Origin of the sequence: Aeromonas sp. FDAARGOS 1405, from assembly GCF_019048265.1 — a bacterium.
Taxonomy (GTDB): Bacteria; Pseudomonadota; Gammaproteobacteria; order Enterobacterales; family Aeromonadaceae; genus Aeromonas; species Aeromonas veronii_A.
In genome coordinates this window covers 3,788,253-3,812,824 of the sequence record NZ_CP077311.1, presented here as the reverse complement: position 1 = coordinate 3,812,824, position 24,572 = coordinate 3,788,253, and the positions used below count along the sequence as shown (strand labels likewise).

The following is a 24,572-nucleotide window of genomic DNA, read 5'->3' as shown; positions in this document are numbered from 1 at the left end:
TCTTCATGGATGAGGCTCTCGCCTGTGATCACACCCTTCACTTATCTTCCTCCTGCTATTGAAAGCCGGGATGCCACGCTGGCCGAAGCCCTTGCCCAGGGACTGCCGTTGCAACTGCTGCTGATCGCCGAAGAGCAGAAGGAGGCATTACTGTCGTTACCAGCCCTGTCGGGGATCAACACCCAGTTGGCGCTTGGGCAAAAAGCACCCTTCACCCTGATGCATGGTTCCACCCTGTTGCTGGTCATATTTGTGGCTGGCAATGTGACGCGGGATCACCGTCTTTATAAGCAGGTCAGAGGCTGGATAGCCCCTCTTTCCGGGCTCAAGGTTGAACGGCTCGGGCTGCATCTGGAAGGTTTTTCCCCCTCCGAGCGGGTGATGCTGGCAGAATTGATGTTGTCCGCTCTGTTGGCCGCCAACCTTTCGTTGCCGACCAGCAAAAGCCGCAGCGGAAGTGGCTGGAGCTATCAGCAGTTGTCTGTTTCTCCTGCGGTGGTGCTGGATCTGGCTCGTATCTATAGCGAAGCGGGGGGCAATGGATTGGCCCGTCATCTGGCGGTGTTGCCCGCCTCCGAGCTGACGGCGGCCAGCTATCGCGAGTTTGTCAGCCAGCTTGCCCATGACGAAGGTTGGCAGTGCCATCACTATGATCAGGCACAGTTGGCCGAGCTGGGGGCCGGCGCCTTTTTGGCCGTCGCCCGTGGCTCGGAAGATAATCAGGGTGCCATGGTCAAGCTCAGCTACTACCCACCCAAGCCGGTGCGCCGTATTGCGCTGGTGGGCAAGGGGATCTGCCATGACTCCGGGGGCTATAACCTCAAAGTTTCCGGCAGCATGTATGGCATGCATCTCGATATGGGGGGTAGCGCAGTGGCGCTGGGTGCTCTCTACGCCATCAGCCGTGCTCAATTACCCTACGAGGTGCACTGCTGGCTGGCCATTGCCGAGAACCATATCGGCCCTCACGCCTATCGTCCAGGTGAAGTGGTGACCGCCATCAATGGCATCTCCATAGAGGTGGTTGATACCGATGCTGAAGGGCGAATGGTGCTGGCCGATACCCTGGTAATGGCGGCGCAGGATACCCCTGATCTGCTGATCGATTATGCGACCCTGACCGGGGCGTGCAAGCGGGCGCTGGGCAGCCGCTATAGTGGCGTCTTTACCAATCGCAGTGAATGGCTGGCATCACTGGTCAAGCTGGGTCAGCACAGTGGCGAGCGAGTTTGGCCCTTCCCGCTCGATGAGGATTACGATGACAACATCGAGAGCGAGTGGGCCGATCTGTTGCAGTGTGCACCAGGTAGCTCGCCGGATCATATCGATGCCGCCCGCTTTCTAGCTCACTTCGTGCCCGAGCAGACCCCCTGGCTACATTTTGATCTGAGCGGTTTTCGCAATAAGGGTGGGAACGGGGTGGTATCCAGTGAAGTAACCGGTTTTGGTGTGCGGCTCACGCTGGATCTGCTGGCTGGCCCACTGGGTCGAGTGGGACATTCAGCTTGCGAATAATCTAACTGATACAAGGATTTCTGTGAAACAACCAAGCTATGACTGGGTGCTGTTCGATTTGGATGAAACCCTGCTCGATTTTCCGGTCGCCTCTGCGCTGACGCACACTCTGCAGATCTATGGCGTACAGGCTGATGACGCCAGTATGGCGCAATACCACGCTCTCAACCACGGGCTCTGGCAGCAATACAACGACGGCGAGATCGATGCAACGGCGTTGCAGCAGACCCGCTTCTCCCTCTTTGCCCAGCAGGTTGCCGCCGATCCCATGGCGATGAACAACACCTTTCTGGAGCAGATCATTGCCCTTAGCATGCCTCTCGAAGGGGTGGTCGAGACCCTGCAGCAGCTACGCAGCAAGGTGCGGATGGGGATCATCACCAATGGTTTCAGCGTGCCTCAGCGGGGGCGGCTCGGCAAACTGGGCTGGAGCGAATGGTTCGAGCCGCTGGTGATCTCCGACGAGATCCGGGTGACCAAACCAGCGCCAGCCATTTTCCAGCACACCCTCTCGCTGATGGGGGCTCCGGATCCTGCCAGAGTACTGATGGTGGGTGACAATCCCAAGACCGATATTGCCGGTGCGGCTGCACAGGGGCTTGCAACCTGTTGGTATAACCCGCGCAAGCAGGGTGACGAATGTGATGCCACCCACGAGATCCATTACTTCTCCCATCTAACTGACATCGTGCTCGGTCAGGATTGAAGATTAAGTTGTGCATGATGTGTCGTTGAAAGGAACCTGCTTAGAGAACAGGAGAGCCATCGGCTCTCCTGTTGTTATTCTGCGAGCGAGGTATGGGTGTAGCGGGTCAGGATCTGTTGATATTCTGGACTTTGCTTGAGTTGGTCAATCGCCTGATTGAGTCGATCCAGCTGTGCTTGCGATGTGCTCTTTTTGCTGAGCATAAGATGGACCGGGGTGCGCTCGATACGAAGCAGGATATGGAGCTGTTTCAAGGTAATGCCCTGATCTTTCCACTCTTGCAAGCTGTTCGGGTCGAGGATAAACCCCTGGATCCGCCCGCCATTGAGCATCTTGAGCAGTTGCTCCAACGTGAACCGTTCCTGCAGCCGAGTTTGAACTTTGGGGTCGGCGACAAGGCGGCGGAACGCCTCACCGTAGTCAAACCCCTTGAGCAGGCCGATATGAAAATCGGGAGTGTTGATCAGCTGCTCCAGAGTCGTGATCTTGCGCCAGCGCGGTTCATCCTCTTTGCGGATGATGATGACCGTTTCCTCTTCCCGATAGGGGTGGCTGAAGCGGGCATATTGCTGCCGTTCGATGGTGATGTTGGCTGACATGGCCAGTTGTACCGTGCCAAATTCTAATTCGTGCAGTACCCGGGTCCATGGCATTTCAATGAAACGGGGTTGATAGTCAGCCCGCTGCAGGATGGCGTTGAGCAGTTCGATATCCAACCCTTGCAACTGATGCTGTTCGTTGCGATAGCTGAACGGTTGCCAGTTGCTCCAGCCAACGACCAAAGACTCCTGTGCATTAACCTGGCAGCATAAACACCATAACAACAAGAGTCTGTACACGACTCATCCCCTCGAACCGGCTCATATAGTCGAGTATTGGACAGGAATGGGAGTGTCACCAGTGATACGGTAAAGAGAGGATGCACCGGCAGGTGCATCTTTCAGAGCTCGTGGGCGTGGAATCCCTTGCGATAACGGGCTTCGCAGCGCGGGCAGCGTTGCAGGGTCGGATCCTGTTCCAGCTGTTCAATGGCCAGCGGCTCTTCACAATCGGAGCAGAGGCCATAGAGGCCGAGATCCATCTGGCAGAGTGCTGCATCGATCCGCTTGAGGCGGGCCACGCTCTGCTCTACCTTCGGCAGATCAAGCCGACTGGTCAGTTCTACAAGTTGATCCTGCTCGCAGTGACCGACCTGTTCGGCCCATTCATCACGGCGGCAGGCTTTGAGCTGACCGATCAGCGTTTCTCGTTCTTGGGCCCAGTCGGACAGCAGGCGATTACGCCAGACAGCCAGCTGTGCTTGCGTCATTTCACACACATTATCCCCCACAGGACAGACAGCAGTTTCGGGGCAGTATAGGGATCCGATAACTCTATCAAGATGACATGCGTCAAGTTAAACGTGGTTAGCCGTGGCTTTTGGCCGCTTGCAGCAGGGCATCGCGGATGGGGTCGGTCTCTTTGAGTACCCTGATCTCCTGAAACAGCAGGTCCGCTTCGGGATATTCCCGCTTGAGATAGCTGAACCACTGCTTGATACGGCTGGGGTAGTAGTCGGCTTTTTCGCTGGCCAGATCCTGCTCGGTGTAGCTCACCATCAGCTGCAGCACCTCGGCCCAGCTCATGTGCGGGCAGCCGGTTTTCATCACGTTGGCCAGATTGGGCAGAGAGATGGCGCCGCGCCCGACCATCAGGGCATCGCAGCCGGAAACGCAGGCGCAGGCGAGGGCATCCTGATGATCCCAAATCTCGCCGTTGGCGGTGACGGGGATGGGCAGGGCGCGGCGAATGGCGTCCACATACTCCCAGTGGGCGGGGGCCTTGTACCCTTCGCGCTTGGTGCGGGCATGGACGGCCAGCTCGTTGGCACCTCCCTGGTAGACCGCTTGGGCGTTCTCCAGGTAAAGATCCTTGTCATCGTAACCGAGCCGAATTTTGGCGCTCACCGGCAGATGGGTTGGCACAGCGTCCCGCACCGCCTTGACGATGCGGTAGATGGTCTCGGGCTCTTTGAGCAGCACTGCGCCCCCCTTGCTCTTGTTGACCGTGGGGGCGGGGCAGCCGAAGTTGAGATCGACCCCGGGGGAACCGAGCTCGATGGCGCGCACAGCGTTCTCGGCCAGCCACTCGGGATGTTGCCCCAGCAATTGCACCCGCACCGGGGTGCCTGCGTGGGTTTTGCCATCTTGCAGCAGTTCAGGGCAGAGGCGATGGAACACCTTGGCGGGCAGCAGTTGGTCGACCACCCGGATAAATTCACTCACGCAGAGGTCGTAATCATTGACGGAGGTGAGTACCTCCCGCATCAGGTGATCCAGCACCCCTTGCATGGGGGCCAAAATAACGCGCATAACCGGTTCCGAAGGACAAACAGAGAAAAAAGAGCGCAGATTGTAGTGGTAACGGGGCAGGTTGTCAGCCGTCACGCCATGGGAATGGGCAGGTTCAGGCCATTACTGGTTCACAAGCCCTGTAATCCGGGGCATCAGTTGCCGTGATAATGGGAATCGTTGTCAACATGGGGGCGGATCCTGTTAGGATGGCGCAAGAGCATGCAAGAGGGGCTGCGATGAAACGTTGGTGTTTGATGGGGTTGGGCTGGCTGGCATTCGTAACTGGCATCATCGGCATAGTGCTGCCCCTGTTGCCGACCACGCCCTTCATGCTGCTGGCGGCGGCGCTATTTGCCCGCTCGTCCCCCCGTTTTCACCACTGGCTGCTGGCCCATCCCTGGTTTGGCCCACCCATCGCAGACTGGCAGCAGTATCGCGGTATTCGCCGTCATGCACGGCGGCGCGCAATTATCTTCATTCTGCTCACCTTCTCGGTGTCGCTGGCGGTGGTGCCGTTGTTATGGGTCAGGGGGCTGCTGCTTTTCATAATGGTGATCCTGCTCACCTGGTTAATGCGTCTGCCGGTCCTGGAGCCAGTTGCAATGGAGAAGTGAAGTCCCTAAGCTATTGCGGCAATAATGCTATGGAGTCGGCCTGTCATTCTTGCGTGACAGGCTTTTTTATTTCCCGCTGGCGGGAAGACTAAGATAAAACGGCCATCCTGGGTCGAAAAACAAACGGTCAAACCATGAATCCGGAAACCCTGAAATTTATCGAAGCGAGCATCAAGACCATTCCCGACTATCCGAAGCCGGGCATTCTGTTTCGTGACATTACCAGCCTGATCGAGAACGCCGAGGCCTTCAAGGCCACCATCGATCTGCTGGCCAATCATTATCGTGATCAAGGGATCACCAAGATTGTTGGTACCGAGGCTCGCGGCTTCATCTTTGGCGCACCGGTTGCCTACGCCATGGGACTTGGCTTTGTGCCGGTCCGCAAGCCGGGCAAGCTGCCGCGCGAAGTGATCGAGGAGTCCTATGCCCTCGAGTACGGCACCGATACTCTGCAACTGCACACCGATGCCATCGTGCCCGGTGACAAGGTACTGGTAGTGGACGATCTGCTCGCCACTGGCGGTACCGTCGATGCCACCGTCAAGCTGATCCGCCGTGCCGGTGGTGAAGTGGCCGATGCGGCCTTCATCATCTCCCTGCCCTCTCTGGGGGGGGATGCCCGCCTGACTGCCGCTGGCATCAAGGTGGTCTCACTGGTCGAACTGGCTGGCGAGTAATGCCTCTTCGGCCCGATCCTCTGCATCGGGCCTGCGTTGAACCGATGCCTATGTGGGCATCGGTTTGAAAATCAAGCGATCCCTCCCGCTCTGACCGATAGCCGATACAGCCAGCCCGCCATTTGTGTTAGCATCCGGCCTCAATGCCCTGTCTTCCCTGCATGATGGATTTATGAGCTATCAGGTTCTGGCGCGTAAATGGCGCCCCCATACGTATGAACAAGTGGTTGGTCAGCAACATGTGCTGACTGCCCTGACCAACGCCCTGGATCAGGGACGGCTGCATCACGCCTATCTGCTGAGCGGCACCCGCGGCGTCGGCAAAACCACCATCGCCCGTATTCTGGCCAAGAGCCTCAACTGCGAGCAGGGGATCAGCAGCCATCCGTGTGGCGTCTGCGATACCTGCCGCGAGATCGATCAGGGCAACTTTGTCGACCTGCTGGAGATTGACGCGGCGTCCCGCACCAAGGTGGAAGATACCCGCGAGCTGCTCGACAACGTGCAGTACCGTCCGGCCCGCGGTCGCTTCAAGGTCTATCTCATCGACGAAGTGCACATGTTGTCGCGCCACAGCTTCAACGCGCTGCTGAAAACCCTGGAAGAGCCGCCCCCCTATGTGAAGTTTCTGCTGGCCACCACGGATCCGCAGAAGCTGCCCATTACCATTCTCTCGCGCTGCCTGCAGTTTCATCTGAAGAGTCTGGATCAGACCCAGATCGCTAAGCAGCTCGAATGGGTGCTGGATCAGGAGGGCCAACCCTTCGAACCGCGCGCCCTGCTGGCCCTGGCCAAAGCGGCTGACGGCAGTATGCGCGATGCCCTGAGCCTGACCGATCAGGCGTTGGCCCACGGTAACGGCAGCGTGCGCCTCGACAGCGTGCTGGCGATGCTGGGCACGCTCGATCACCGTCATCTGCACCAGCTTTTGGAAGCCATTTTGCGGCAAGATGCGCCGGCAACCATGGCCAAGATCACCGAGATCGCCACCCTTGGTCCCGATTTTGATCAGCTCCACGCAGAGCTGGAAGGCTTGCTCCATCGCATAGCCATGGCCCAGCTGCTACCTGCCAGCGTGCAGGAGCAGGGGGCGGATGCTGATGCCCTGCTGCAACTGGCCAAGGCGATGAGCCCGGAAGAGGTGCAGCTCTGCTACCAGATTGTGCTGGGTGGCCGCAAAGATCTGCCTTGGGCACCTGATGGCCGCACCGCGCTGGAGATGACCTGCCTGCGGATGCTCGCCTTCTCGCCAAGGCGCGATGCCCTGCATCCTGCCAGCCTCACCGCATTGCCCCCGTCAATGACAAGCAGTGCAACTCCGGTAGTCTCTTTGCCGGGAAAGCGCCCGGCCGCTGAATCGGCCGCTCCGGCACCGATCAGCGGCGCCGTGTCTGCACCGTTAGCCAGCCCTGTTGCTACCAGTGCTGTGCCCGTGGTGGATCTTTCCCTGCCTGCGATGACTGATGACACCGGCAACCTCGCAGACAGCGAGGAAGAGGCGCAAGCCGCCGAGCTGTTCAGTCAGCAGGATGAGCTGCTGCGCGAGGCGACCGGTATGGGTTATCAGGCCGAGTCGGCCACGCTCTCTGGCGTGAATAGCGGCATGGCGGTTGACGCTGCGAGTTGGGGAGAGAGGGCTGCTGCAAACCCGACACTTTCGGTACCAAGTGACGCCGCTCAGATGGCTGCAGGGGAGATGGCGCCTGTACAGATGAATTGCGCTTCGACTGCGCCAGCTCCGGAAGTGCTTGAGCCAGTCTCGGCGGTGTCGACCATGCAGAGTCTGCTGGGCAAGCGCAATATGCTGCGTAGTCGCCAACGTGGAGAGAGCAGCGCGCCAGCACCTGCGCCCCGTGCGGTGCCGGTTGTGCCTGTGCGTCAGGCTGCAACCCCAAGTGGCTCCGCCATGGGGCAGTTTGGCGAGCAGCCACCGGTGGATCTCTATACCGACAGCTACGACGAGTCCAGCGATAACGGGGATTACGAGGAGTACCTCAGCCAGAGCTTTATGGCCTCGCCAGTGCCGGATCCTGTTCGTAGTTCATCCAATCACACCACACCTACTGCGATCCAACCCGCGCAGCCGACCGATCTGCCACCCTGGGATCTGGAGGGGCAGCCTGCTTGGCATGATAGCGTTCGTCAGGAACCAGCACCGCTGGCACCAGCTCTACTGCCCCAGGTTCAACTCGAGAGTGAGCCTGCTCCTCCTCAGCCGGTGATGGAGACCATCGACTGGGATGAGCTCGAGAGCGACAGCGAGCCGCAAGAGGGGGAGGCGACCCGCCTTATTCCCTCCTCGTTGCTCAATGGTTGTGGTGACGCTTGGGCCGAGTTGATTGCTCACACCCAGGTGGGTGGTCGGCTGCGCCAGCTCGCCATCAACTCGGTGATGACGCGGGAAGGGGATAAAGTCCTGCTAACCCTCAAGCCCGAGCAGCGCCATCTGGTGAGCGACAAGGCGCGCGCCGATCTGGCCGAGATCATCGGGCCTGCGCTGGGGCAACCGGTACAGGTCGAGGTAACGCTCGGTGTGGTGCCTGACAAGGAGACTCCCCTTGAGATCGAGCATCGCCTCTATCTGGGGGTACGCGAGCAGGTGACCCGGGATCTGGAGCAGGATCCCAACGTACAGTTTTTAGTTCAGCGGTTTGGTGCCGTGCTCCATCACGAGAGCATCGAGCCCCTCAACCGCTAAATTCCGTGGCCGGGAGCTGGCTCCCGGTTGAAAAGCAGTTTGGCTGTCCCCATCTAGGACAGACAAGCCCACAGCCCGGCGCTGGATGCCGGATTTCAAGACGAGAGACGACATATGTTTGGTAAAGGTGGAATGGGTAACCTGATGAAACAGGCCCAGCAGATGCAAGAGCGTATGCAGAAGATGCAAGAGCAGCTTGCCCAGATGGAAGTGACCGGTGAAGCCGGTGCCGGCATGGTCAAGGTCACCATGACGGGCAGCCACAGCGTCCGTCGCATCGAGATCGATCCCTCCCTGATGGAAGATGACAAGGAGCTGCTGGAAGATCTGGTTGCCGCCGCTTGCAACGATGCCGTGCGCCGCGTGGAAGAGCAGAATAAGACCAAAATGGGCGAACTGACCGGTGGCATGCAACTGCCGCCAGGGTTCAAGATGCCGTTCTAAGGCGACTTTCCCCGCGCATTCTTGCTCCCTTGTCGCTAGCCATTCTGGCCATGGCAAGGGATACGTCCGAGGGACCCCAAAACGCAGCAGTTATCGCCCGTGCGATAGCGCTGCGTTTTTTATGCATGCTATGCAGGTATGGACCGGATGGATCAGCCCCCTTGTGGGGAGAGGTGGCCACCACACAGGTAAATTACGTCGTGAATTGCTACGCCTCGCAGAAGGGGGCGCTATTTGTCGATACCTGCTATCGGATATCCCGGTTTGGCCCGGAGGGGCGGGATCGGCATAATGGCGGCTTGCCGTATTGAGGAGATTGTATGAAATATATCGGAGCCCACGTCAGTGCGGCCGGCGGGGTGGAGAATACCATCGCCCGTGCCCAGGCCATCGGGGCCAACGCGTTTGCCCTCTTTACCAAGAATCAGCGTCAGTGGCAGGCGGCCCCCTTGTCGGATGCCACCATCCGCGCCTTCAAGGCGGCCTGTGACAAGGCCGGTTTTCTGCCGCAGCAGATCCTGCCCCACGACAGCTATCTCATCAACCTGGGCCACCCGGATCCCGATGCTCTGGCCAAATCCCGCGATGCGTTTCTCGATGAGATGAAGCGCTGCGAGCAGCTGGGGCTCTGTTATCTGAACTTCCACCCCGGTAGCCATCTCAAGCAGATCCCAGAGGCGGCCAGCCTCAAGCTGGTGAGCGAGTCGATCAACTGGGCACTGGAGCGCAGTGAAGGGGTAACGGCGGTGATCGAGAACACCGCCGGGCAGGGGACCAATCTCGGCTGGTCGTTCGAGCACCTCGCCACCATCATCGAGGGGGTGGAGGACAAGAGCCGGGTCGGGATCTGTTTCGATACCTGCCACGCCTTTGCCGCCGGCTACGATCTGCGCACCGCCGAGAGCTGTGCCGCCGTCTTTGCCGAGTTCGACCGCACGGTGGGTTTTCACTATCTCAAGGGGATGCATATCAACGGTGCCAAGTGCACCTTCGGCAGCCGGGTCGATCGCCATCACAGCTTGCGCGAGGGCAATCTGGGGGAGGCGGTATTCCACCACATCATGAATGATGATCGCTTCGATCGCATTCCGCTTATCCTCGAGACCATAGACGAGTCCATCTGGGGTGAGGAGATCAGCTGGTTGCGCAGTCTGGCGCAGTGATACCGAACAGGTGAATCAAAGAGAGGGAGCCGTGGCTCCCTCTCTGCTTTTTCCGTCATTGGCGGGCGGGCGGGCGGGCCAGCGGCGCTCCGAGCGGGCGTTACTCTGCGTGGCTCACCTCGGCATCCTTCACCTGAGCTCGGCAGAAGTGGATAAAGTGGCGCAGGGAGGTGGAGTGGTACTTCTGCTTGTGCCAGATAAGGGAGAGCTGGCGCGGGAAGCGACGGGAGAGGGGCAGGGCGATCAGCCGCCCATCTGCCAGGCGATCCGAGGCTGCCAGCCGGGAGATAAAGGAGATGCCAAGCCCCTTCTCCACCGCCAGCATCACCGCCTCCAGGGTGTTGAGTTCAAGCCCTGGTTGCCAGCGGGGCAGCTCGGGCTGGATCTGCTGGATAAATTGCTCGCGACTGCCCGATTGCGCTTCACGCAATACCCAGGTCTCGCCCCCCAGACGGGAGAGGGAGAGCTCCTTCTTGTTGGCAAGCGGGTGACCGGGTGGGGCCACCACCAGCATCTCGTCCTGCAGCCAAGGTTCGGCAAGCAGGTCGGGGTGGTGGTTCTCCCCCTCGATCAGCGCCATATCCAGCTCGAAGTTGGCCAGCGCATGACAGAGCAGGTGAGTGTTGTTGATGGTCACCTTGGGGGGGAGCCCCAGCTCCTGTTTGCTGCTGGCGAGCAGGGTGGGGAGCAGGTAGTTGCCGATGGTCTGGCTGGCACCAAGGCGCAACTGGCCGCTCGGCTCGGCATCGGGACGAAACAGGTTCTCGATATCCTGCATCCGGGTCAGCAGCTCTTCGGCGGCCGGTTGCAGCAGGCGCCCCTCGTTGTTGAGCTGCAATCTGGGGTGAATGCGGTCAAACAGCGGGGTGGAGAGCTGGCGCTCCAGCTCCTGCAGCGACTGGGAGACAGCCCCCTTGCTCAGGCATAGCTCGTTGGCGGCAAGGCCAAGATTGCCATAGCGGGCAATGGTGGCGAACACTTTCAGCTGCTGCAGGGTCAGTTTCATTGTGTTTGGTTTTCCTGAATGATTGATTCAATTCATTTAGATATCGTAAACGATAAGGGGCCATTATCCTATCGCCATCGTCATCAATAGAAAGGTGTCATCATGATCGCAAGAACCCGTAAATCACTGGCTGCCGCCCCAACCCCTATGGCGGGTTTGGCGCTGGGCATCGCCAGCCTTGGTTGGTGTTGGGAAAATGCCGGTCACTTCGATGGCCGGATGCAGCTGCTGGGCGCCGCCATTGCGGCCGTGCTGCTGGTGATCCTGACCTTCAAGTTTCTGCTTCACCCCCGGCTGCTGTTGCAGGATCTCGCTCACCCCGTGGTGGGTAGTGTGGTACCGACCTATGCCATGGGCACCATGGTGGTCTCGAAAGCGCTGGGTATGATTGCACCGCAAGCGGGCGAAGCCCTCTGGCTGTTTGCCGTGGCAGTTCACCTGCTGTTCCTGGCCACTTTTATCTGGCATCGCGCCAAAGAGTTTGAAATCCACCACATGGTGCCGAGCTGGTTCGTGCCGCCGGTGGGGATCATCGTGGCTGACGTCGCCTTCCCGGGCGGTCAGTTTGCCCCGCTGGCCAACGGTCTGCTCTGGTTCGGGATCATCTGCTACGGCCTGATGCTGCCGCTGATGCTCTATCGCCTGATCTTCAGTCATGAAGTGCCGGATGCCGCCAAACCGACCATCGCCATTCTGGCTGCCCCTGCCAGCCTCTCTCTGGCCGGTTACCTGACCGTCAACCAGGAGCCGTCACTGCTGCTGGTGGCCGTGCTGCTGGGGATTGCCATTCTGATGACCGGTATCATCTATCTGGCTTTCATCAAATTGCTGCGTCTGCCCTTCTCGCCAGGTTATGCCGCCTTCACCTTCCCGCTGGTGATCGGTGCCACTGCCCTGTTCAAAGTAGCCCATCTGGTTGAAGGGTTTGCGCAAGGGAGTCACTACGTTGAGCAGATAAGATTGCTGGCCCACTTCGAGCTTGGGGTTGCTACCGTGATCGTCGGGTATGTGGCGCTGCGTTACCTGATGTTTTTTCTGCCGCAGCGTGATACCGAAATGAATAACGGCATTACCCGCCAGGGTGCTCACCGCTGACGCTTGACGATGTGATATCGAAAAATGGTCAAGCAGTGCGCTCCGAGAGCGACGGGATAAACGGCCAGTCATACGATGGTTGGACCAAGAGCCACCACTCTGGTTGTGTAACGAACAAAATGCCCCGTAGTGCGGGGCATTTTTTTGTGGTTCTTTGACCTCGCGCTCGTGTCGGGCTGCTGGCCATGGAATTAACTGGTATTACCTGTCAGGATGACTACAATGCAGCACAACTTTTTTGCTTGACCCCGAATCATGTCTCCCCAAGATCCCGTATTTAATTCCTCCTTTGAAACCCGTTTTCTGCATCCCCGTTACTGGTTCAGTTGGCTGGCCCTCGGCGTATTGATGCTGCTGGCGTTTGTGCCGGTACGATTGCGCGATCGTTTGGCCGATGCCCTGGCGCCGCTGGTGTTTCGTATCTCGAAAAAACAGATTTATATCGCCAGAACCAATCTGGAGATCTGCTTCCCGGACAAGAGCCCGGAAGAGCGGGATGCCATTGCACTGACCTCGATCCGGGTCGGCCTCAAGAGTCTGTTGGGATTTGGCGAGTTCACCATGCGCAGTCAGCGTTATCTGATGAGCCGGATGCAGGTGATCGGTTGGGAGCATATCGAGGCGGAGCGGGCTGCCGGTCGTCCGGTGATCCTGGTGGTGCCCCATACCTGGCCGGTGGATGCCGCCGGTTACTGCTTCACCCAGCGCGGGGTGCCCATGTGCACCATGATGAAACGGGCACGCAATCCGGTGTTTGACTGGCACCTCAACCGTGCACGGGCCAAAAACGGTTGCCGCGTTTACGAGCGCAGCGCCGGGATCAAGGCGGTGATCAGAACCATCAAGAGTGGTCGCAGCTTCTTCTACCTGCCGGATCAGGATCACGGTCGCGAGAAGAGCATCTTTGCTCCCTTCTTCGGCCACCCCAAGGCGACCCTGCCAGCCTTGCCCCGTCTGGTTCAGGTCAGCGGCGCCAAGGCGGTGCCGCTGCTCGCCTGCTATGACGAAGCGAACCACTGTTACCGGCTTGAGATAGATGCCCCGTTTGACAACTATCCCACCGAGGATGTGATGGCCGATACCTGTCGGATGAACGATATGGTGCAACAGCAGCTGACGCGCCATCCGGGCCAGTACATGTGGTTCCTCAAGATCTTCGATACCCGTGAAGATCAGGAGGGGCCGGATGGCCTCTACGAGGCGGGGATCCAGCGGATCCGCAAGGGATTGTCGCCCCACGGCTGACCCTGAATTAAGATTGATTGAAATGGCCCCAGGTGGGCCATTTTTTATGATAACTAGTCTGATCTGTGCCTTGCAGGTCGATAGCAAGCCTCCTCAGGGTAGAAAAAAATGTCAGGATAATTACAATAACCGCTTGTTTTTGATGACTTGATGGTCGCCATGTCTGCGTTAGATCCGGTATTTGATACCTCATTTCATAGCCGCCTGCTGCATCCCAAATGGTGGGGCAGCTGGTTCGCACTGGGCCTGCTCTCCCTGCTGGCATTTACTCCTGCGAGGTTGCGGGATCGCTTTGCCGATCTGGTCTCACCGACCCTGCTGCGTTTTTCGAAAAAGCAGGCCTATATTGCCGATACCAACCTCAAGATCTGCTTTCCAACGCTGGATGCCGCCGCACGTCAGGCGCTGCTGCTCAAATCGATCCGGGTCGGGCTCAAGACCTTTATGGGCTTTGGCGAGCTCAGTTGGCGCAGCAAGGCGCGCCTGACCCGCCGCGTCAAGGTGAGCGGCTGGGAGCATGTGCAAGCGGAGCAAGCTGCGGGCCGTCCGGTGATCCTGGTGGTGCCTCATACCTGGGCGGTCGACATGATTGGCCGCTACTTCTCCATGATGGGCATCGAGATGTGCACCATGATGAAGAGCCCGAAAGATCAGGTTTTTGACTGGTACATCAACCGCGAGCGGGCCAAAGGGGGCAAGGTCTATGAGCGCAGTGTCGGTATCAAGCCGGCGATCAAGTCGATCCGCGCTGGCGCCAGTTTTTTTTATCTGCCGGATCAGGATCACGGCCGTGAGGCGAGCGTGTTTGTTCCCTTCTTCGGTCGTCCCAAAGCAACCCTGCCAGCGTTGCCCAAGCTGGTGAAACTGACTGGTGCCAGAGCCGTGCCCATCTTCGCCAGCTATGACGAGGATGAGGGATGCTATCTGCTGGAGATCGAGCCGCCGTTTGACCCTTATCCCACCGCCGATCTGCTGGCAGACGTCAACGCCATGAACCGGGTGGTGGAGATGCAGGTGGCGCGCCATCCCGAGCAGTACATGTGGTTTCTCAAGATCTTTGAAACCCTGGAGCATCAGGAGGGGGATGACGGACTCTATGAAGCGGGGATCCAGCGTATTCGTCAGGGCTTGCCGCCCGAACCTTGAAAATTGGCCCGCATGCGGGCCAATTTTGTTGGCAGAGGAGCCTTTCGTATTTGGTCTGTTGCGGGTGGTTTTTAAGGCGAACGGGTGGACAAAAACAGCGCAAACAGAGGATAACAGGGTGTCTTATGACAGGGAGAGGCAAGTGAGCGTGCGCGGAGCTATCTTCGAGAGCGGAAATAGGGTAAAAGGGCGGCCATGAAAATTCCAAATCGAATCCAACCCCTGGTGGATGACGGCCTGGTCGATGACGTCATCAGCCGGCTGATGAGCGGCAAAGAGGCCGACGTCTATGTGGTGCGCTGCGGCGACGAGATCCGCTGCGCCAAAGTCTATAAAGAAGCGTCCAAGCGCAGCTTCAAGCAGGCCGTGGTCTATCAGGAAGGCCGCAAGGTGCGCGGCAGTCGCGATGCTCGCGCCATGGAGAAGGGCTCCAAGTACGGCCGCAAACAGCATGAAGAGGTGTGGCAGAACACCGAGGTCGACGCCCTGTTCAAGCTGGCGGCGGCCGGTGTGCGGGTGCCGCAGCCCTATGTCTGCCTCGATGGCGTCCTCTTGATGGAACTTATCACCGATGAGGATGGCAATGTCGCGCCGCGCCTCAACGATGTGGCGCTTACCCCCGAGCAGGCGGTCATCGACCATGCCAAGGTGATCCGTTACGTGGTGAGGATGCTCTGCGCCGGTCTTATCCACGGCGATCTCTCCGAGTTCAATGTGCTGGTGGATGAACAGGGCCCCGTCATTATCGACCTGCCCCAGGTGGTGGATGCCGCCGCCAACAACCAGGCCAAGGCGATGCTGGAGCGGGACGTCAACAACATGCGCAACTACTACGGCATGTATGCCCCCGAGCTGCTCAAGACCCGCTACGCCCGGGAGATGTGGGCCCTGTATGAAGATGGCAAACTGACCCCCGACAGCGAGTTGACCGGCTTGTTCGAGGAGAGCCGCGAGCAGGTGGATCTCGATTCTGTATTGCACGAGATCGAGAGCGCCCAGGAGGAGGCACTGGCTCGTCAGGCCAGGATGAAGGCCGAAGAGGAAGACAGCTACTGATCTTGTTGGTGGCCGTGGTCAATGGAAAAAGAGCGCCTAGTGGTGCTCTTTTTTATTGTCTGCCGCACAGCCCTGGCCTCTTGGCCGGGGCCAGCCGGTAAAACCGGACCCAGCAGAGATCGCCGGTATGATAGCGGCGATCCAGCCATTGTCCATCTGCAGCTTCAATGACCTTGAGCGAGGCGGGATTTGTCTTGTCACAGCTGATGAGCACAGGTTCGCTGAGCACATGGCGCTGCACTCAACCGAGCAGGATGCGGGCGGCACCTTCACCCCGGCGGGTGGGATGGTCTCGTAATCGATATAGCCAAGCCACTGGTGGGTGGCTTGGCTTGTCGCCGTGGCGCAGGCGCAAGGTGGCGAGGAGCGCTTCCCCTTCGAGGGCAAAATAGGTGGTGGTCGGTAGGTAGCCCGGCGGCAGATGCAGGCCATTGGCATGGGCGAGCAACTCCTGCAGCCACTGAGTCGAGCCGAATTGCGCCACCTGATAGAGCGGCAACCCGGCGGCGCCACATTCGGCCTCGTAGCGGCGGTAGGCGGGGGCGTCGGTCAGCCGAGCGGCCCGGCACTCGATGAGGGGTTGCATCAGGTCTGGGTGGCCAGAGGCCACAGCGGCCAGGGTTCGCTGTGGTGTGGCTCCTGGATGCAGGCGCGCTGGCGGCCAGCCTGTTTGGCGGCATAGAGTGCCCGATCCGCGCGCGAATAGGCCTGCTCAAAGCTCTCGCCCTGCTGCAGCGAAGTGAGCCCTATGCTGAGGCTGATGGGGCCACCGGCCAGCGACCGAGTGGCGTCTGCGACCCGCTGCTGCAGGGTCTGGCTGCAGGCCGGCAGCGTTTGCGAAGTCTCCATCACCAGCAGCGCCAGCTCGTCGCCGCCAAGGCGCCCAGCTAGCCCCGCCGTCGGCAGGCTCTCCCGGATCACCCGTCCCACCGCCCGCAGCATGGCGTCGCCAGCGGGATGACCGTGGCGGTCATTGATCTGCTTGAAGTTGTCCAGATCGATCAGCAGCAGCTGGCCGGGGCTAGCCATCTCGCGGGCACGCAGGGCCACCTGGTGTTCGAAATAGTGTCTGCTGTCCAGTCCGGTCAGGGCATCCAGGTTGGCGCGCCGCTCCAGTTCGCGCTGGGTGGCGAGCAGCGCCTGCTGCTGACGGGTGTGCACCAGGCTCAGCAAAATGAAGCTGCGGGCAATGGTAAAGAGCAGGCTGAGCAGGATCACCGGGCCGAGCAGGGGATCGGTCAGGCTGGAGGCAGCCGACTCAGGCCACCACTGATGCTTGGCCATCCTGATCAGTTGCAGGGCCAGTTGCAGCGCAAGCAGCAAGATGGCAAAGCGCAGCACCCGGTAGGCGGGGGCCAACCGCTGATAGCGCCAGAGCTGCCACAGCAGCAGGCACATTTGCAGCGAGATGGCCCCGGATAGCACCACGATCCGGCTGTGTATGTCATCCTGCGGTAGCTGTGTGGCGGTGACAGCGAATAGCAGGAAGCCGGCGAGGGCAAGGAGCGGGCAGAGCCAGCCGAAACGGTCGGCCTCGCGCCGGAAGAAGTGGCGCAGCCCCCGCTCATAGAGTAGCGGGGTGGCGATGATCAGCAGATTGGTAAGCAGGATATTGGCAAGGGAGATCTCTCCCGTAAGGGGTCGCAGCAGCAGGCAGCCAAAGGCGGCGGCGATGGCCAGTTCGCTGGCCGACCAGTAGAGCAGGGAGCGCAGCTGTCGCTGGGTATGCCACAGGTAGGCGAAAATGGCCGCGACCCCGATGTGCGACAGGCTGACGAACAGCACCAGACTCAGCAACTGGGCCGAGGAAAACAGACTCTGCATCAAGGGTTTGGGCTCTTCCTGCCGGGAACGGCGCAGCGACCTCAGGGCCGGGTGACTGGGCCGGATCACAGCATGAATTGCGCCGTTGAGCAATGGTTCAAGTGATCCGGGCACGATCGCGGCAACAACCGCCACAAGAGGGCTGCTGACTCGATTAATCAGGGGCGGGGCATGACGCCGGAGCGTTTATGCTTCCCACACTCTTGGGTCAGTCAATAATGACCGGCAGCCGCATGACGTTGGCCTCCCGACCGAGGTGGGCCAGCAGGCGGCGCACATCGTCGAGGCGGATGATCAGAGTAGCGGTGTTGACCAGCGGATGGCACTGCACCTGTTCGGCCTGCCAGATGGCCTCGTCCACCACCAGCTCTACCGCTTTTTCCCTGTCGCGCACCATGGCGAGCAGGGTCACCGAGCCCGGGGTAAGGCCGAGCACCGCATCGAGCCGCTCGGGGGAGCCAAAGCTCAGCCGCTTGACGCCGAGCATGACCGCCAGCTCCTTGAGATCGACCCGGCGCTCCTCCGGACTCACCACCAGAAACAGCCGCTCGCTTTTCGGATCGCGCAAAAAGAGGTTCTTGGTCTTGGCTGCGGGCAGGTCGGGCAGCAACTTGCTCGCCTCCTCACAGGTAAACACTGGGGGATGGTCAAAGCGCTGGTAGGGGATAGCCAGCTGATCCAGCAGGGAATAGATTGCCACATAGACTCCTTTTGTCGGCGAAGAGTGGTCAGAACGGGATGGGCGGGAATAACGACCGGATCGAGCTTACCAGTTTGACCCCCGCCTCGCAGCCAGCGTGACGATTGCGAGCAGGCACTGTATGAACGTACAATAGTCCCATTCTCGGACAGCCCCTTTACGCTTCATGACTGCAACCCAGCCCACCGTACCCGCCACTCCGCCGCTCGACGGTTTTATCCTGACCCGCCACGGTCGGGACGTGCGCGGCCGCAACGGGCAGGCAGCCACCACCGAAATCGTGATGTGGCTCTGGAGCGCGCAGGGGCCGGTACGGGTGGTGGTGCCGGGACAGGAGCCGGTGTTCTTCCTGCCGCAGAGCCATATGGCAGAAGCCGCCGAGCTGTTCAAGGGGGCCGGGGTGAGCGGGCGGTTTCGCCGCCTGCCAATGCACACCTTCGACGGTCGCCCTGTGGTGGGCTGCTATTTCGCCACCCTGAGCGCCTTTCACCGCGCCATCGAGCTGCTGCTTATTCGCGGGCTGGAGCACTTTGAGGCGGATATCCGGCTGCCGGAGCGGTTTCTGATGGAGCGTTTCATCACAGCTGGTGTGCGCTTCGATGGCCGGGCGGTAAAAAAGGGGGGCAAACAGGGCTACTGGGAGGTGAACGAGGCGCGTTGCGCGCCGCAGGCGGTGACGCCAATCCTCTCCTGGGTGTCGCTGGATGTGGAGTGCGCCATGGACGGGGCCCTCTTCTCGGTCGGTCTTTACAGCGAGCAGGATGCGCGGGTCATCATGATCGGCACCCCGGAGGCGGATGCCGAGAGCTGGGGCACCCAGGTCGAGTGGGTGGCGGACGAGAGCACCCTGCTGAGTGCGCTGGAGCGCTGGTTCAGCCTGCATGACCCCGATCTGGTCATCGGCTGGAACGTGGTCAATTTTGACTTTCGTCTGCTGCTGCGCCGCGCCGAGCTTAACAAGCGGCGGCTGCGGCTCGGGCGGGGGCGCGAGCTCTGCTTCTGGCGCTCGTCACGGGGCGATCCCCAAACCGGCAACGTCATCATTCCCGGGCGCATGGTGCTCGATGGCATCGATACCCTGAAAAGCGCCACCTGGCAGTTTGCCAGCTACAGCCTGGATGCGGTGGCGAGCGAACTGCTCGGTCGTGGCAAGGATATCGAGGATGTGGCCAATCGGGGGGAGAAGATCACCGAGCTGTTCCACTCCGACAAGGAGGCGCTCGCCCGTTACAACCTGGAAGATTGCAAGCTGGTGTGGGAGATCTTCGACTACTGCCACCTTATCCCTTTTGCCATCGAGCGCGCCTCCCTCACCGGTCTTGAACTGGACAGGGTAGGGGGCTCGGTGGCGGCCTTTACCAACCTCTATCTGCCGCGGCTGCATCGGGGCGGCTATGTGGCCCCCAATTTGCCAGCCGACGGGGGGCTGGCGAGCCCAGGTGGCTATGTGATGGACTCCAAACCCGGTCTCTATCGCCATGTGCTGGTACTCGATTTCAAGAGCCTCTATCCCAGCATCATCCGCACCTTTTGCATCGACCCCATGGGACTTATCGAAGGGCTGCAGCATCCCGAGCACGCTATTCCGGGCTTTCGCGGCGCCATGTTCTCCCGCGAGCGGCACTTCTTGCCGGATCTCATCGCTACCTTGTGGGCGGCGCGGGATCGGGCCAAGGCTGCCAGCAACAAGGCACTCTCCCAGGCCATCAAGATCATCATGAACTCCTTCTACGGGGTGCTGGGGTCGGGGGGCTGCCGTTTCTATGATCCGCGACTTGCCTCGTCAATTACCTTGCGTGGTCACAGCATCATGCAGCAGACCCGCGAGTGGATTGAGGCGAAGGGGTTCGAGGTGATCTATGGTGACACCGACTCCACTTTTGTCCATCTGGGGCGCGAGACCAGCCCGGATGAGGCGGACGAGATTGGCCAGCGACTGGCGCAAATGATCAACGATAACTGGGCTGCACTGATCAGGCGAGAGTTCGACCTGCCGAGTTATCTCGAGATCCAGTACGAGACCCACTATCGCCGCTTTCTGATGCCCACCATCCGCGGGCTGGAGAAGGGCAGCAAGAAGCGCTATGCGGGGCTGGTTGGCAAGGCCAGTGAGGAGAGTGAACAGCTGGTGTTCAAGGGGCTCGAATCGGTGCGCACCGACTGGACCATGCTGGCCAAGCAGTTTCAGACCCGCCTCTACGAGCTGGTGTTTCACGATGAAGATCCCAGCGGCTATGTGCGCACCATGGTGGATGAGACCCGCGCCGGTCGTCACGACGATCTGCTTATCTACCGCAAACGGCTGCGCCAGAAGCTCGAAGAGTATCAGAAGAATGTGCCGCCCCATGTGCGTGCGGCGCGGCTGGCCGATGAGGAGAACCTGCGCCGCGGGCTGCCCCAGCGCTATCAGCATCGGGGCGCCATCGCCTATCTGATGACCCTCAATGGCCCCGAGCCGCTGGAGTACCGGCGCAGCGCCATCGATTACGAGCACTATATCGACAAGCAGTTGCGGCCCATTGCCGATGCCATCCTGCCCTTTATCGGCGAGTCGTTCGACCGGATCTGTGGTCAGCAGCTGGATCTTTTCTGATTGGTGCAAGTTGGCACTTTACTTCCCATGAATACTGGATAAAAATACAGTTATAAATCATGGAGAAGTTTCCTATGCGTCTTGAAATCATCATCGACAGAAAACATCAGATCCCGACCTCGACCATGGAGGCGCTGCGTCAGGAGCTGCTCAAGCAGCTTGGCGAAAAATTTCCCGACATCCATGTGCGGGTCGCGCCGGGCAGTACCATGGCTCTGACCGTCAGCCGTGCCAGCAAGGAAGACAAAGAGCTGGCCGAAGCTATGGTGCAGGAGGTGTGGGAGAACGCCGACAGCTGGATGCCGGAAGAGAACGTCGCATCCTGATCCCCATGGTCAGTGGATAATTCTGGGCGGTGGATAAATGGGCTGCGGATAAACGGGCATGCCTGCTAATGCACTGCTGATACCCATACAACAAAAAACGCAGCCAGGTGGCTGCGTTTTTTGTTGGTGGTGAGTCGCAGTGGCTTGTCTGGCTCTGGGTTGAGCCATGCCGTTACAGTCCCGCCCAGCTTTTCAGGCTCTGCTGCTGCACCCGGCGGTTGGCTTCGCGGATCTCCCCTTTGGCGCGCAGGTCGGCCAGCGCAATGGGCAGTGCGGCGCGGATCTCGGCACTGCTCATTCCGGCTTTGAGGGCCGGGTGATAGGCCATCTTGAGCAGCACATAGTCCAGCCCGGTCAAAAAGCTGTCGATGCTGTTGTCATTGAAGATGGAGGGAAACACCTTGTCCGAGTCGTTGGGCAGACCCATCACCTGGGTGAACTCCTCCACCACGCAGTCGAGAAAACGCCCCTTGGCTCTGCTGTAGTCTACCGGAATGATGATGGTGGCACGGCTGATCTCGTGTTTCGCATTGGTTGCGAAGTTGGCAAGGCAGAGCCCCTCCTTGAGTGCCATCCCGACCGACGGATCGCCCCCCATGGTGCGGTTGGCCCAGCTCTTCATCTTGCTGTAGTCGGTCATGATCAGGGTAAGGTTGGGCTTTGCGGTCACCATGCTGATGGGGTGGCCGGTGATGCGAGCCAGATGGGCCGCCTGTACCTTCACCACATCGGCCTGCAGGGGGTTGTCGCCCGACTCGTTGACAAGCTGCAGCCGGATCGGCTGTTGCCAGCGGGCAAAACGGGTCTGCCTGGCTTCGCCATACTCCCGCTCCATGGCGATGGCCATAAAGCTTTCGGTGAGATAGCTGTCGCTCTGCCAGCGCTCATCGGCCCGGGCGCTGTGTCCCGCGAGCAGAAGCAGCAGGGCCAGCAGCCCGCGTGACGCGCAGCGGGGATGGGCTGCGCGGCCCAAGCTGGTCATTACCAAAGTGGCAATAAAGCGGGTGGCGGCAAATGACATGTTTCCTCCCTGAAACGGGTGTCAGCCTAGCGGCTGGCCTTGCCGATATCGCGCCAGGTGAGCCAGAGCCTGAGATCAAACTCCAGTTGATGATAGTCCGGCTCCATATGCTGGCAGAGCTGGTAGAAGCTCTTGTTGTGATCCTTCTCTCTGATGTGGGCCAGCTCGTGCACCACGATCATTTTCAGAAACGGGGGCGGCGCCTCCTTGAACAGGGCGGCGATGCGGATCTCGTTCTTGGCCTTGAGCTTGCTGCCCTGCACCCGGCTGACGTAGGTGTGCAGGCCGAGTGCATCCTTGATGACGTTGATCTTGCCATCGAACACTACCTTTGACAGGGGCGCCGAGCTCTTGAGGTAGCGGTTCTTCAGCTCCATGGTGTAGGCAAGCAGCGCCTTGTCGCTCTGGATCGGGTGGCTATCCGGGTAGCGCTTGGCCAGCATCTCCCCCAGCTTGCCCGCCGCAATCAGCTGCTGTACCTGTGCCTTGAGGGGGTCTGGATAGCCGCCCAGATAAGTCAGTTCCGCCATGGTGTCACTCGTTACATCAAAAAGAGCGTCATTGTAGTTATCTCGGGCGGGCTTGCCTACTGCGGGCCGCTGCTGCAAGGGGCTTTGGCGCAAGAAAAAGGGCGGCCATTGCAACAATGGCCGCCCTGCGGGGCGTATTGACGATCAGCGTCGGCGATAGAGACCCGGATCCACCTCTTCGTAGTGGCTGGTCAGGTATTGATAGAAGGCGAGATGGGAAGGGGAGCTCGGTTTTTTCAGCTCCTCGCTCACCCGGTCCGGCTTGGCGATGATGAACTTCGGAGTCTGGCGCTGGATATCGGCCAGTACCCGCTCACGCACGTCATAGGGCGGATTGACGTTGGCAAAGAAGAGGTAGGCGGAAGCCGGCTGGCGATCGGTCCAGAGATAATATTGCGGCTGGATGCCATCGACCCAGATCTTGTCGCTCGGGCTGGTCTCGGCCTTGATGCGATCGACCCGTACCTGCGCCGCCGGATTGAAGGGGCGACCCTTGATCGTTCCTTCCCAGGCGTTGTTGATCATCAGCAGCAGCATGGCCAGCGTCGCCAGCCAGGGGGTGGCACTGCGCACATCCCAGGCGCGCCAGAGGGGGATGAGGATCAGCACCGGCAGCGCCCACAGCAGGCTGGTGCCGAGCACCTCGTTGACCCGCTCGAGGGACCACTCCTTGGTGCTCCAGCCAAAGGCGAGCTGCTGGGCCAGCAGCCAGCTGGCGGTGAGTACCACCAGCGAGATGCAGAGCAGGCCGATCGCATCAGCCTGCTGTTCGCTGCGATCCAGTAATACTGCCAGCGGCAGCACTGCCAGTTGCAGATAGAGTACGTCGTAGTGATCGAACACATGGCCGGAGACCGAGTTGGCGATCAGGGTAAACAGCACCCCAAACAGGGTCGCCAGCAGGGCGGGCAGATACCACTCCTGACGGCGGCTCAGCATCAGAATGATGAAGGCGGGCAGCAGCATCACCAGGCCTGTGCGCAGCAGGCCGACGGCGCCCACCATGGGAGAGAAGCCGTTGCCATAGCTCCCCTCGAAGAAGATGTCGAAGGCGTAGTATTTGAAGGCCGCCAGCAGATCATTCTGCTGGAAGTAGGCGTAAAGCGGGCCGCCAATCAGCGCCAGCCCCAGCAGGCTGGAGATGAGCAGCAAGATAGCGTCGCGCCACTTCTCGTGCAGGCACCAGTGGCAGAACAGCACCAGATACCAGGCCCCCCAGAAGGCGCCGTTGTTGGTGCGCATCCAGGCGACGATGGCGAAGGTGAGGGCCGCCACCAGCGCGGGCCACCAGCGAAATCCCTTGTCCAGCAGCAGGGTGATAAAGGCCCACTGGGCGATGAGGGCGAGATGGAAGGTCCAGTCCTCGGTCATGTTGCCGTAGTAGTAACGGGTACCGTAGAGGGCCAACACCGCCAGCATGGCACCGAGACGCGCCTTGAACGAGAGGCCAAGTTGGGCAAAGGCTTGCCAGCTGGCTAGCAGTCCGAGCCAGCAGAGCACCCACTCCAGTGTCCAGATCCCGACAAATCCCCCCATTCGATAGCCCAGTGCGTCGAGAGCGAAGATCATCGGCCCCTTGATGTCGATCATGTCGCGATAGAGCACCCCCCCTTCGCTCCACATCTTGCCCATCACCGCGAACAGCGAGGCATCAAACCCCGGCGCCATGGCGTGGAAGAGCGGGTTGCGCAGACAGAAGAGCAGCGCCAGCAAGGCGGTCAGCAGCACAATGGCTGGCTTGATACCCGGGTTGACGCGAGGGGGGGTGAAACGGATGGAGTGATTCATGAAGTCGCCTGTTCCTGCAGCTGGTCTTGAAAGCGGGCCTATCTTGCCGAGCTAGTGAGTGCGATGCAATGGGGCAGGCCCGTGTGGGG

At 60.0% G+C, this 24,572-nt stretch carries 22 protein-coding genes and 1 pseudogene; 13 read left to right on the top strand and 10 right to left on the bottom strand.

What is annotated here, in order from left to right:
- The first annotated feature begins 24 nt into the window (after positions 1 to 24).
- Positions 25 to 1,515 (top strand): leucyl aminopeptidase family protein, encoded by a 1,491-nt coding sequence (locus I6L35_RS17445; RefSeq protein WP_005346046.1) that lies wholly within the window; start codon positions 25 to 27, stop codon positions 1,513 to 1,515.
- Positions 1,516 to 1,537: 22 nt separating this feature from the next.
- Positions 1,538 to 2,221 carry a pyrimidine 5'-nucleotidase gene (gene yjjG, locus I6L35_RS17440; protein WP_216978880.1) on the top strand — a complete coding sequence of 228 codons (684 nt, stop codon included), beginning with the start codon at positions 1,538 to 1,540 and terminating at the stop codon, positions 2,219 to 2,221.
- A 74-nt stretch (positions 2,222 to 2,295) separates the two neighbouring features.
- On the opposite strand, the gene I6L35_RS17435 is transcribed toward yjjG, so the two are convergent.
- From I6L35_RS17435 to dusC, 3 genes are all read right to left on the bottom strand, one after another.
- Complete coding sequence (locus tag I6L35_RS17435) at positions 2,296 to 3,003, bottom strand: ABC transporter substrate-binding protein (protein ID WP_254204484.1); 708 nt, start codon at positions 3,001 to 3,003, stop codon at positions 2,296 to 2,298.
- A gap of 158 nt (positions 3,004 to 3,161) precedes the next feature.
- Positions 3,162 to 3,530 (bottom strand): conjugal transfer protein TraR, encoded by a 369-nt coding sequence (locus tag I6L35_RS17430; protein ID WP_216978879.1) that lies wholly within the window; start codon positions 3,528 to 3,530, stop codon positions 3,162 to 3,164.
- Between the two features lie 97 nt (positions 3,531 to 3,627).
- Complete coding sequence (gene dusC / locus I6L35_RS17425; RefSeq protein WP_216978878.1) at positions 3,628 to 4,572, bottom strand: tRNA dihydrouridine(16) synthase DusC; 945 nt, start codon at positions 4,570 to 4,572, stop codon at positions 3,628 to 3,630.
- 218 nt (positions 4,573 to 4,790) lie between these two features.
- Here dusC and I6L35_RS17420 point away from each other — a divergent pair, with 218 nt between their 5' ends.
- The 5 genes from I6L35_RS17420 (at position 4,791) to nfo (ending at position 10,153) form a co-directional block, all read left to right on the top strand.
- Positions 4,791 to 5,168 carry a YbaN family protein gene (locus tag I6L35_RS17420; protein WP_216978877.1) on the top strand — a complete coding sequence of 126 codons (378 nt, stop codon included), beginning with the start codon at positions 4,791 to 4,793 and terminating at the stop codon, positions 5,166 to 5,168.
- 134 nt (positions 5,169 to 5,302) lie between these two features.
- A complete protein-coding gene (apt, locus tag I6L35_RS17415; protein WP_005352403.1) occupies positions 5,303 to 5,848 on the top strand; it encodes an adenine phosphoribosyltransferase in 546 nt (181 codons plus the stop codon).
- Positions 5,849 to 6,020: 172 nt separating this feature from the next.
- Positions 6,021 to 8,546 (top strand): DNA polymerase III subunit gamma/tau, encoded by a 2,526-nt coding sequence (dnaX, locus tag I6L35_RS17410; protein WP_216978876.1) that lies wholly within the window; start codon positions 6,021 to 6,023, stop codon positions 8,544 to 8,546.
- A 114-nt stretch (positions 8,547 to 8,660) separates the two neighbouring features.
- On the top strand, positions 8,661 to 8,990 hold the full coding sequence (locus I6L35_RS17405) for a YbaB/EbfC family nucleoid-associated protein (protein ID WP_041210739.1): 330 nt from the start codon (positions 8,661 to 8,663) through the stop codon (positions 8,988 to 8,990).
- Positions 8,991 to 9,310: 320 nt separating this feature from the next.
- Entirely contained in the window at positions 9,311 to 10,153 is an 843-nt protein-coding gene (gene nfo, locus I6L35_RS17400) for a deoxyribonuclease IV (protein ID WP_216978875.1), read from the top strand.
- A gap of 100 nt (positions 10,154 to 10,253) precedes the next feature.
- Here the strand turns inward: nfo and I6L35_RS17395 are convergent, their stop codons facing one another.
- A complete protein-coding gene (locus I6L35_RS17395; protein WP_216978874.1) occupies positions 10,254 to 11,159 on the bottom strand; it encodes a LysR substrate-binding domain-containing protein in 906 nt (301 codons plus the stop codon).
- 102 nt (positions 11,160 to 11,261) lie between these two features.
- Between I6L35_RS17395 and I6L35_RS17390 the strand changes: the two genes are divergently transcribed.
- The 4 genes from I6L35_RS17390 to I6L35_RS17375 all read left to right on the top strand — a co-directional run bounded on the left by I6L35_RS17390 (position 11,262) and on the right by I6L35_RS17375 (position 15,701).
- Positions 11,262 to 12,254: a TDT family transporter gene (locus I6L35_RS17390; protein ID WP_216978873.1), complete on the top strand. Its 993-nt coding sequence runs from the start codon at positions 11,262 to 11,264 to the stop codon at positions 12,252 to 12,254.
- Between the two features lie 255 nt (positions 12,255 to 12,509).
- Positions 12,510 to 13,499: a lauroyl-Kdo(2)-lipid IV(A) myristoyltransferase gene (lpxM, locus tag I6L35_RS17385; protein ID WP_216978872.1), complete on the top strand. Its 990-nt coding sequence runs from the start codon at positions 12,510 to 12,512 to the stop codon at positions 13,497 to 13,499.
- 150 nt (positions 13,500 to 13,649) lie between these two features.
- Positions 13,650 to 14,645, top strand: a complete 996-nt coding sequence (locus I6L35_RS17380) for a lauroyl-Kdo(2)-lipid IV(A) myristoyltransferase (RefSeq protein ID WP_216978871.1) — start codon at positions 13,650 to 13,652, stop codon at positions 14,643 to 14,645.
- 195 nt (positions 14,646 to 14,840) lie between these two features.
- On the top strand, positions 14,841 to 15,701 hold the full coding sequence (locus I6L35_RS17375; protein WP_216978870.1) for a PA4780 family RIO1-like protein kinase: 861 nt from the start codon (positions 14,841 to 14,843) through the stop codon (positions 15,699 to 15,701).
- A gap of 52 nt (positions 15,702 to 15,753) precedes the next feature.
- Here the strand turns inward: I6L35_RS17375 and I6L35_RS17370 are convergent.
- The 3 genes and pseudogenes from I6L35_RS17370 to I6L35_RS17360 all read right to left on the bottom strand — a co-directional run bounded on the left by I6L35_RS17370 (position 15,754) and on the right by I6L35_RS17360 (position 18,225).
- Positions 15,754 to 16,287: pseudogene (locus I6L35_RS17370) on the bottom strand (GNAT family N-acetyltransferase).
- The gene (locus I6L35_RS17365) at positions 16,287 to 17,525 is read right to left on the bottom strand and encodes a GGDEF domain-containing protein (RefSeq protein ID WP_216978869.1); all 1,239 of its coding nucleotides are present in this window, start codon (positions 17,523 to 17,525) and stop codon (positions 16,287 to 16,289) included. Before I6L35_RS17365 ends, I6L35_RS17370 begins: the two are co-directional and overlap by 1 nt.
- A 208-nt stretch (positions 17,526 to 17,733) precedes the next feature.
- Positions 17,734 to 18,225: a prolyl-tRNA synthetase associated domain-containing protein gene (locus tag I6L35_RS17360; RefSeq protein ID WP_216978868.1), complete on the bottom strand. Its 492-nt coding sequence runs from the start codon at positions 18,223 to 18,225 to the stop codon at positions 17,734 to 17,736.
- A 166-nt stretch (positions 18,226 to 18,391) separates the two neighbouring features.
- Here I6L35_RS17360 and I6L35_RS17355 point away from each other — a divergent pair, with 166 nt between their 5' ends.
- Together I6L35_RS17355 and I6L35_RS17350 are read left to right on the top strand one after the other, a co-directional pair.
- Complete coding sequence (locus I6L35_RS17355; RefSeq protein ID WP_216978867.1) at positions 18,392 to 20,818, top strand: DNA polymerase II; 2,427 nt, start codon at positions 18,392 to 18,394, stop codon at positions 20,816 to 20,818.
- A gap of 74 nt (positions 20,819 to 20,892) precedes the next feature.
- Positions 20,893 to 21,144, top strand: a complete 252-nt coding sequence (locus tag I6L35_RS17350; RefSeq protein WP_129503940.1) for a DinI family protein — start codon at positions 20,893 to 20,895, stop codon at positions 21,142 to 21,144.
- A 172-nt stretch (positions 21,145 to 21,316) separates the two neighbouring features.
- Here I6L35_RS17350 and I6L35_RS17345 read toward each other — a convergent pair whose 3' ends face one another.
- The 3 genes from I6L35_RS17345 to I6L35_RS17335 form a co-directional block, all read right to left on the bottom strand.
- Positions 21,317 to 22,165, bottom strand: coding sequence for a DUF2927 domain-containing protein (locus I6L35_RS17345; protein ID WP_216978866.1), 849 nt, complete (start codon positions 22,163 to 22,165; stop codon positions 21,317 to 21,319).
- A gap of 26 nt (positions 22,166 to 22,191) precedes the next feature.
- The gene (locus tag I6L35_RS17340) at positions 22,192 to 22,695 is read right to left on the bottom strand and encodes a M48 family metallopeptidase (RefSeq protein WP_216978865.1); all 504 of its coding nucleotides are present in this window, start codon (positions 22,693 to 22,695) and stop codon (positions 22,192 to 22,194) included.
- A 144-nt stretch (positions 22,696 to 22,839) separates the two neighbouring features.
- Complete coding sequence (locus I6L35_RS17335; protein ID WP_216978864.1) at positions 22,840 to 24,483, bottom strand: hypothetical protein; 1,644 nt, start codon at positions 24,481 to 24,483, stop codon at positions 22,840 to 22,842.
- Positions 24,484 to 24,572 lie beyond the last annotated feature (89 nt).

What these genes read in the sequence shown, in the direction of transcription:
- I6L35_RS17430 (WP_216978879.1), bottom strand. Translation starts at nt 3,530, where the DNA reads ATGACGCAAGCACAGCTGGCTGTCTGGCGTAATCGCCTGCTGTCCGAC.
- dusC (WP_216978878.1), bottom strand. Translation starts at nt 4,572, where the DNA reads ATGCGCGTTATTTTGGCCCCCATGCAAGGGGTGCTGGATCACCTGATG.
- I6L35_RS17420 (WP_216978877.1), top strand. Translation starts at nt 4,791, where the DNA reads ATGAAACGTTGGTGTTTGATGGGGTTGGGCTGGCTGGCATTCGTAACT.
- apt (WP_005352403.1), top strand. Translation starts at nt 5,303, where the DNA reads ATGAATCCGGAAACCCTGAAATTTATCGAAGCGAGCATCAAGACCATT.
- dnaX (WP_216978876.1), top strand. Translation starts at nt 6,021, where the DNA reads ATGAGCTATCAGGTTCTGGCGCGTAAATGGCGCCCCCATACGTATGAA.
- I6L35_RS17405 (WP_041210739.1), top strand. Translation starts at nt 8,661, where the DNA reads ATGTTTGGTAAAGGTGGAATGGGTAACCTGATGAAACAGGCCCAGCAG.
- nfo (WP_216978875.1), top strand. Translation starts at nt 9,311, where the DNA reads ATGAAATATATCGGAGCCCACGTCAGTGCGGCCGGCGGGGTGGAGAAT.
- I6L35_RS17395 (WP_216978874.1), bottom strand. Translation starts at nt 11,159, where the DNA reads ATGAAACTGACCCTGCAGCAGCTGAAAGTGTTCGCCACCATTGCCCGC.
- I6L35_RS17390 (WP_216978873.1), top strand. Translation starts at nt 11,262, where the DNA reads ATGATCGCAAGAACCCGTAAATCACTGGCTGCCGCCCCAACCCCTATG.
- lpxM (WP_216978872.1), top strand. Translation starts at nt 12,510, where the DNA reads ATGTCTCCCCAAGATCCCGTATTTAATTCCTCCTTTGAAACCCGTTTT.
- I6L35_RS17380 (WP_216978871.1), top strand. Translation starts at nt 13,650, where the DNA reads ATGGTCGCCATGTCTGCGTTAGATCCGGTATTTGATACCTCATTTCAT.
- I6L35_RS17375 (WP_216978870.1), top strand. Translation starts at nt 14,841, where the DNA reads ATGAAAATTCCAAATCGAATCCAACCCCTGGTGGATGACGGCCTGGTC.
- I6L35_RS17365 (WP_216978869.1), bottom strand. Translation starts at nt 17,525, where the DNA reads ATGCAGAGTCTGTTTTCCTCGGCCCAGTTGCTGAGTCTGGTGCTGTTC.
- I6L35_RS17355 (WP_216978867.1), top strand. Translation starts at nt 18,392, where the DNA reads ATGACTGCAACCCAGCCCACCGTACCCGCCACTCCGCCGCTCGACGGT.
- I6L35_RS17350 (WP_129503940.1), top strand. Translation starts at nt 20,893, where the DNA reads ATGCGTCTTGAAATCATCATCGACAGAAAACATCAGATCCCGACCTCG.
- I6L35_RS17345 (WP_216978866.1), bottom strand. Translation starts at nt 22,165, where the DNA reads ATGTCATTTGCCGCCACCCGCTTTATTGCCACTTTGGTAATGACCAGC.
- I6L35_RS17340 (WP_216978865.1), bottom strand. Translation starts at nt 22,695, where the DNA reads ATGGCGGAACTGACTTATCTGGGCGGCTATCCAGACCCCCTCAAGGCA.
- I6L35_RS17335 (WP_216978864.1), bottom strand. Translation starts at nt 24,483, where the DNA reads ATGAATCACTCCATCCGTTTCACCCCCCCTCGCGTCAACCCGGGTATC.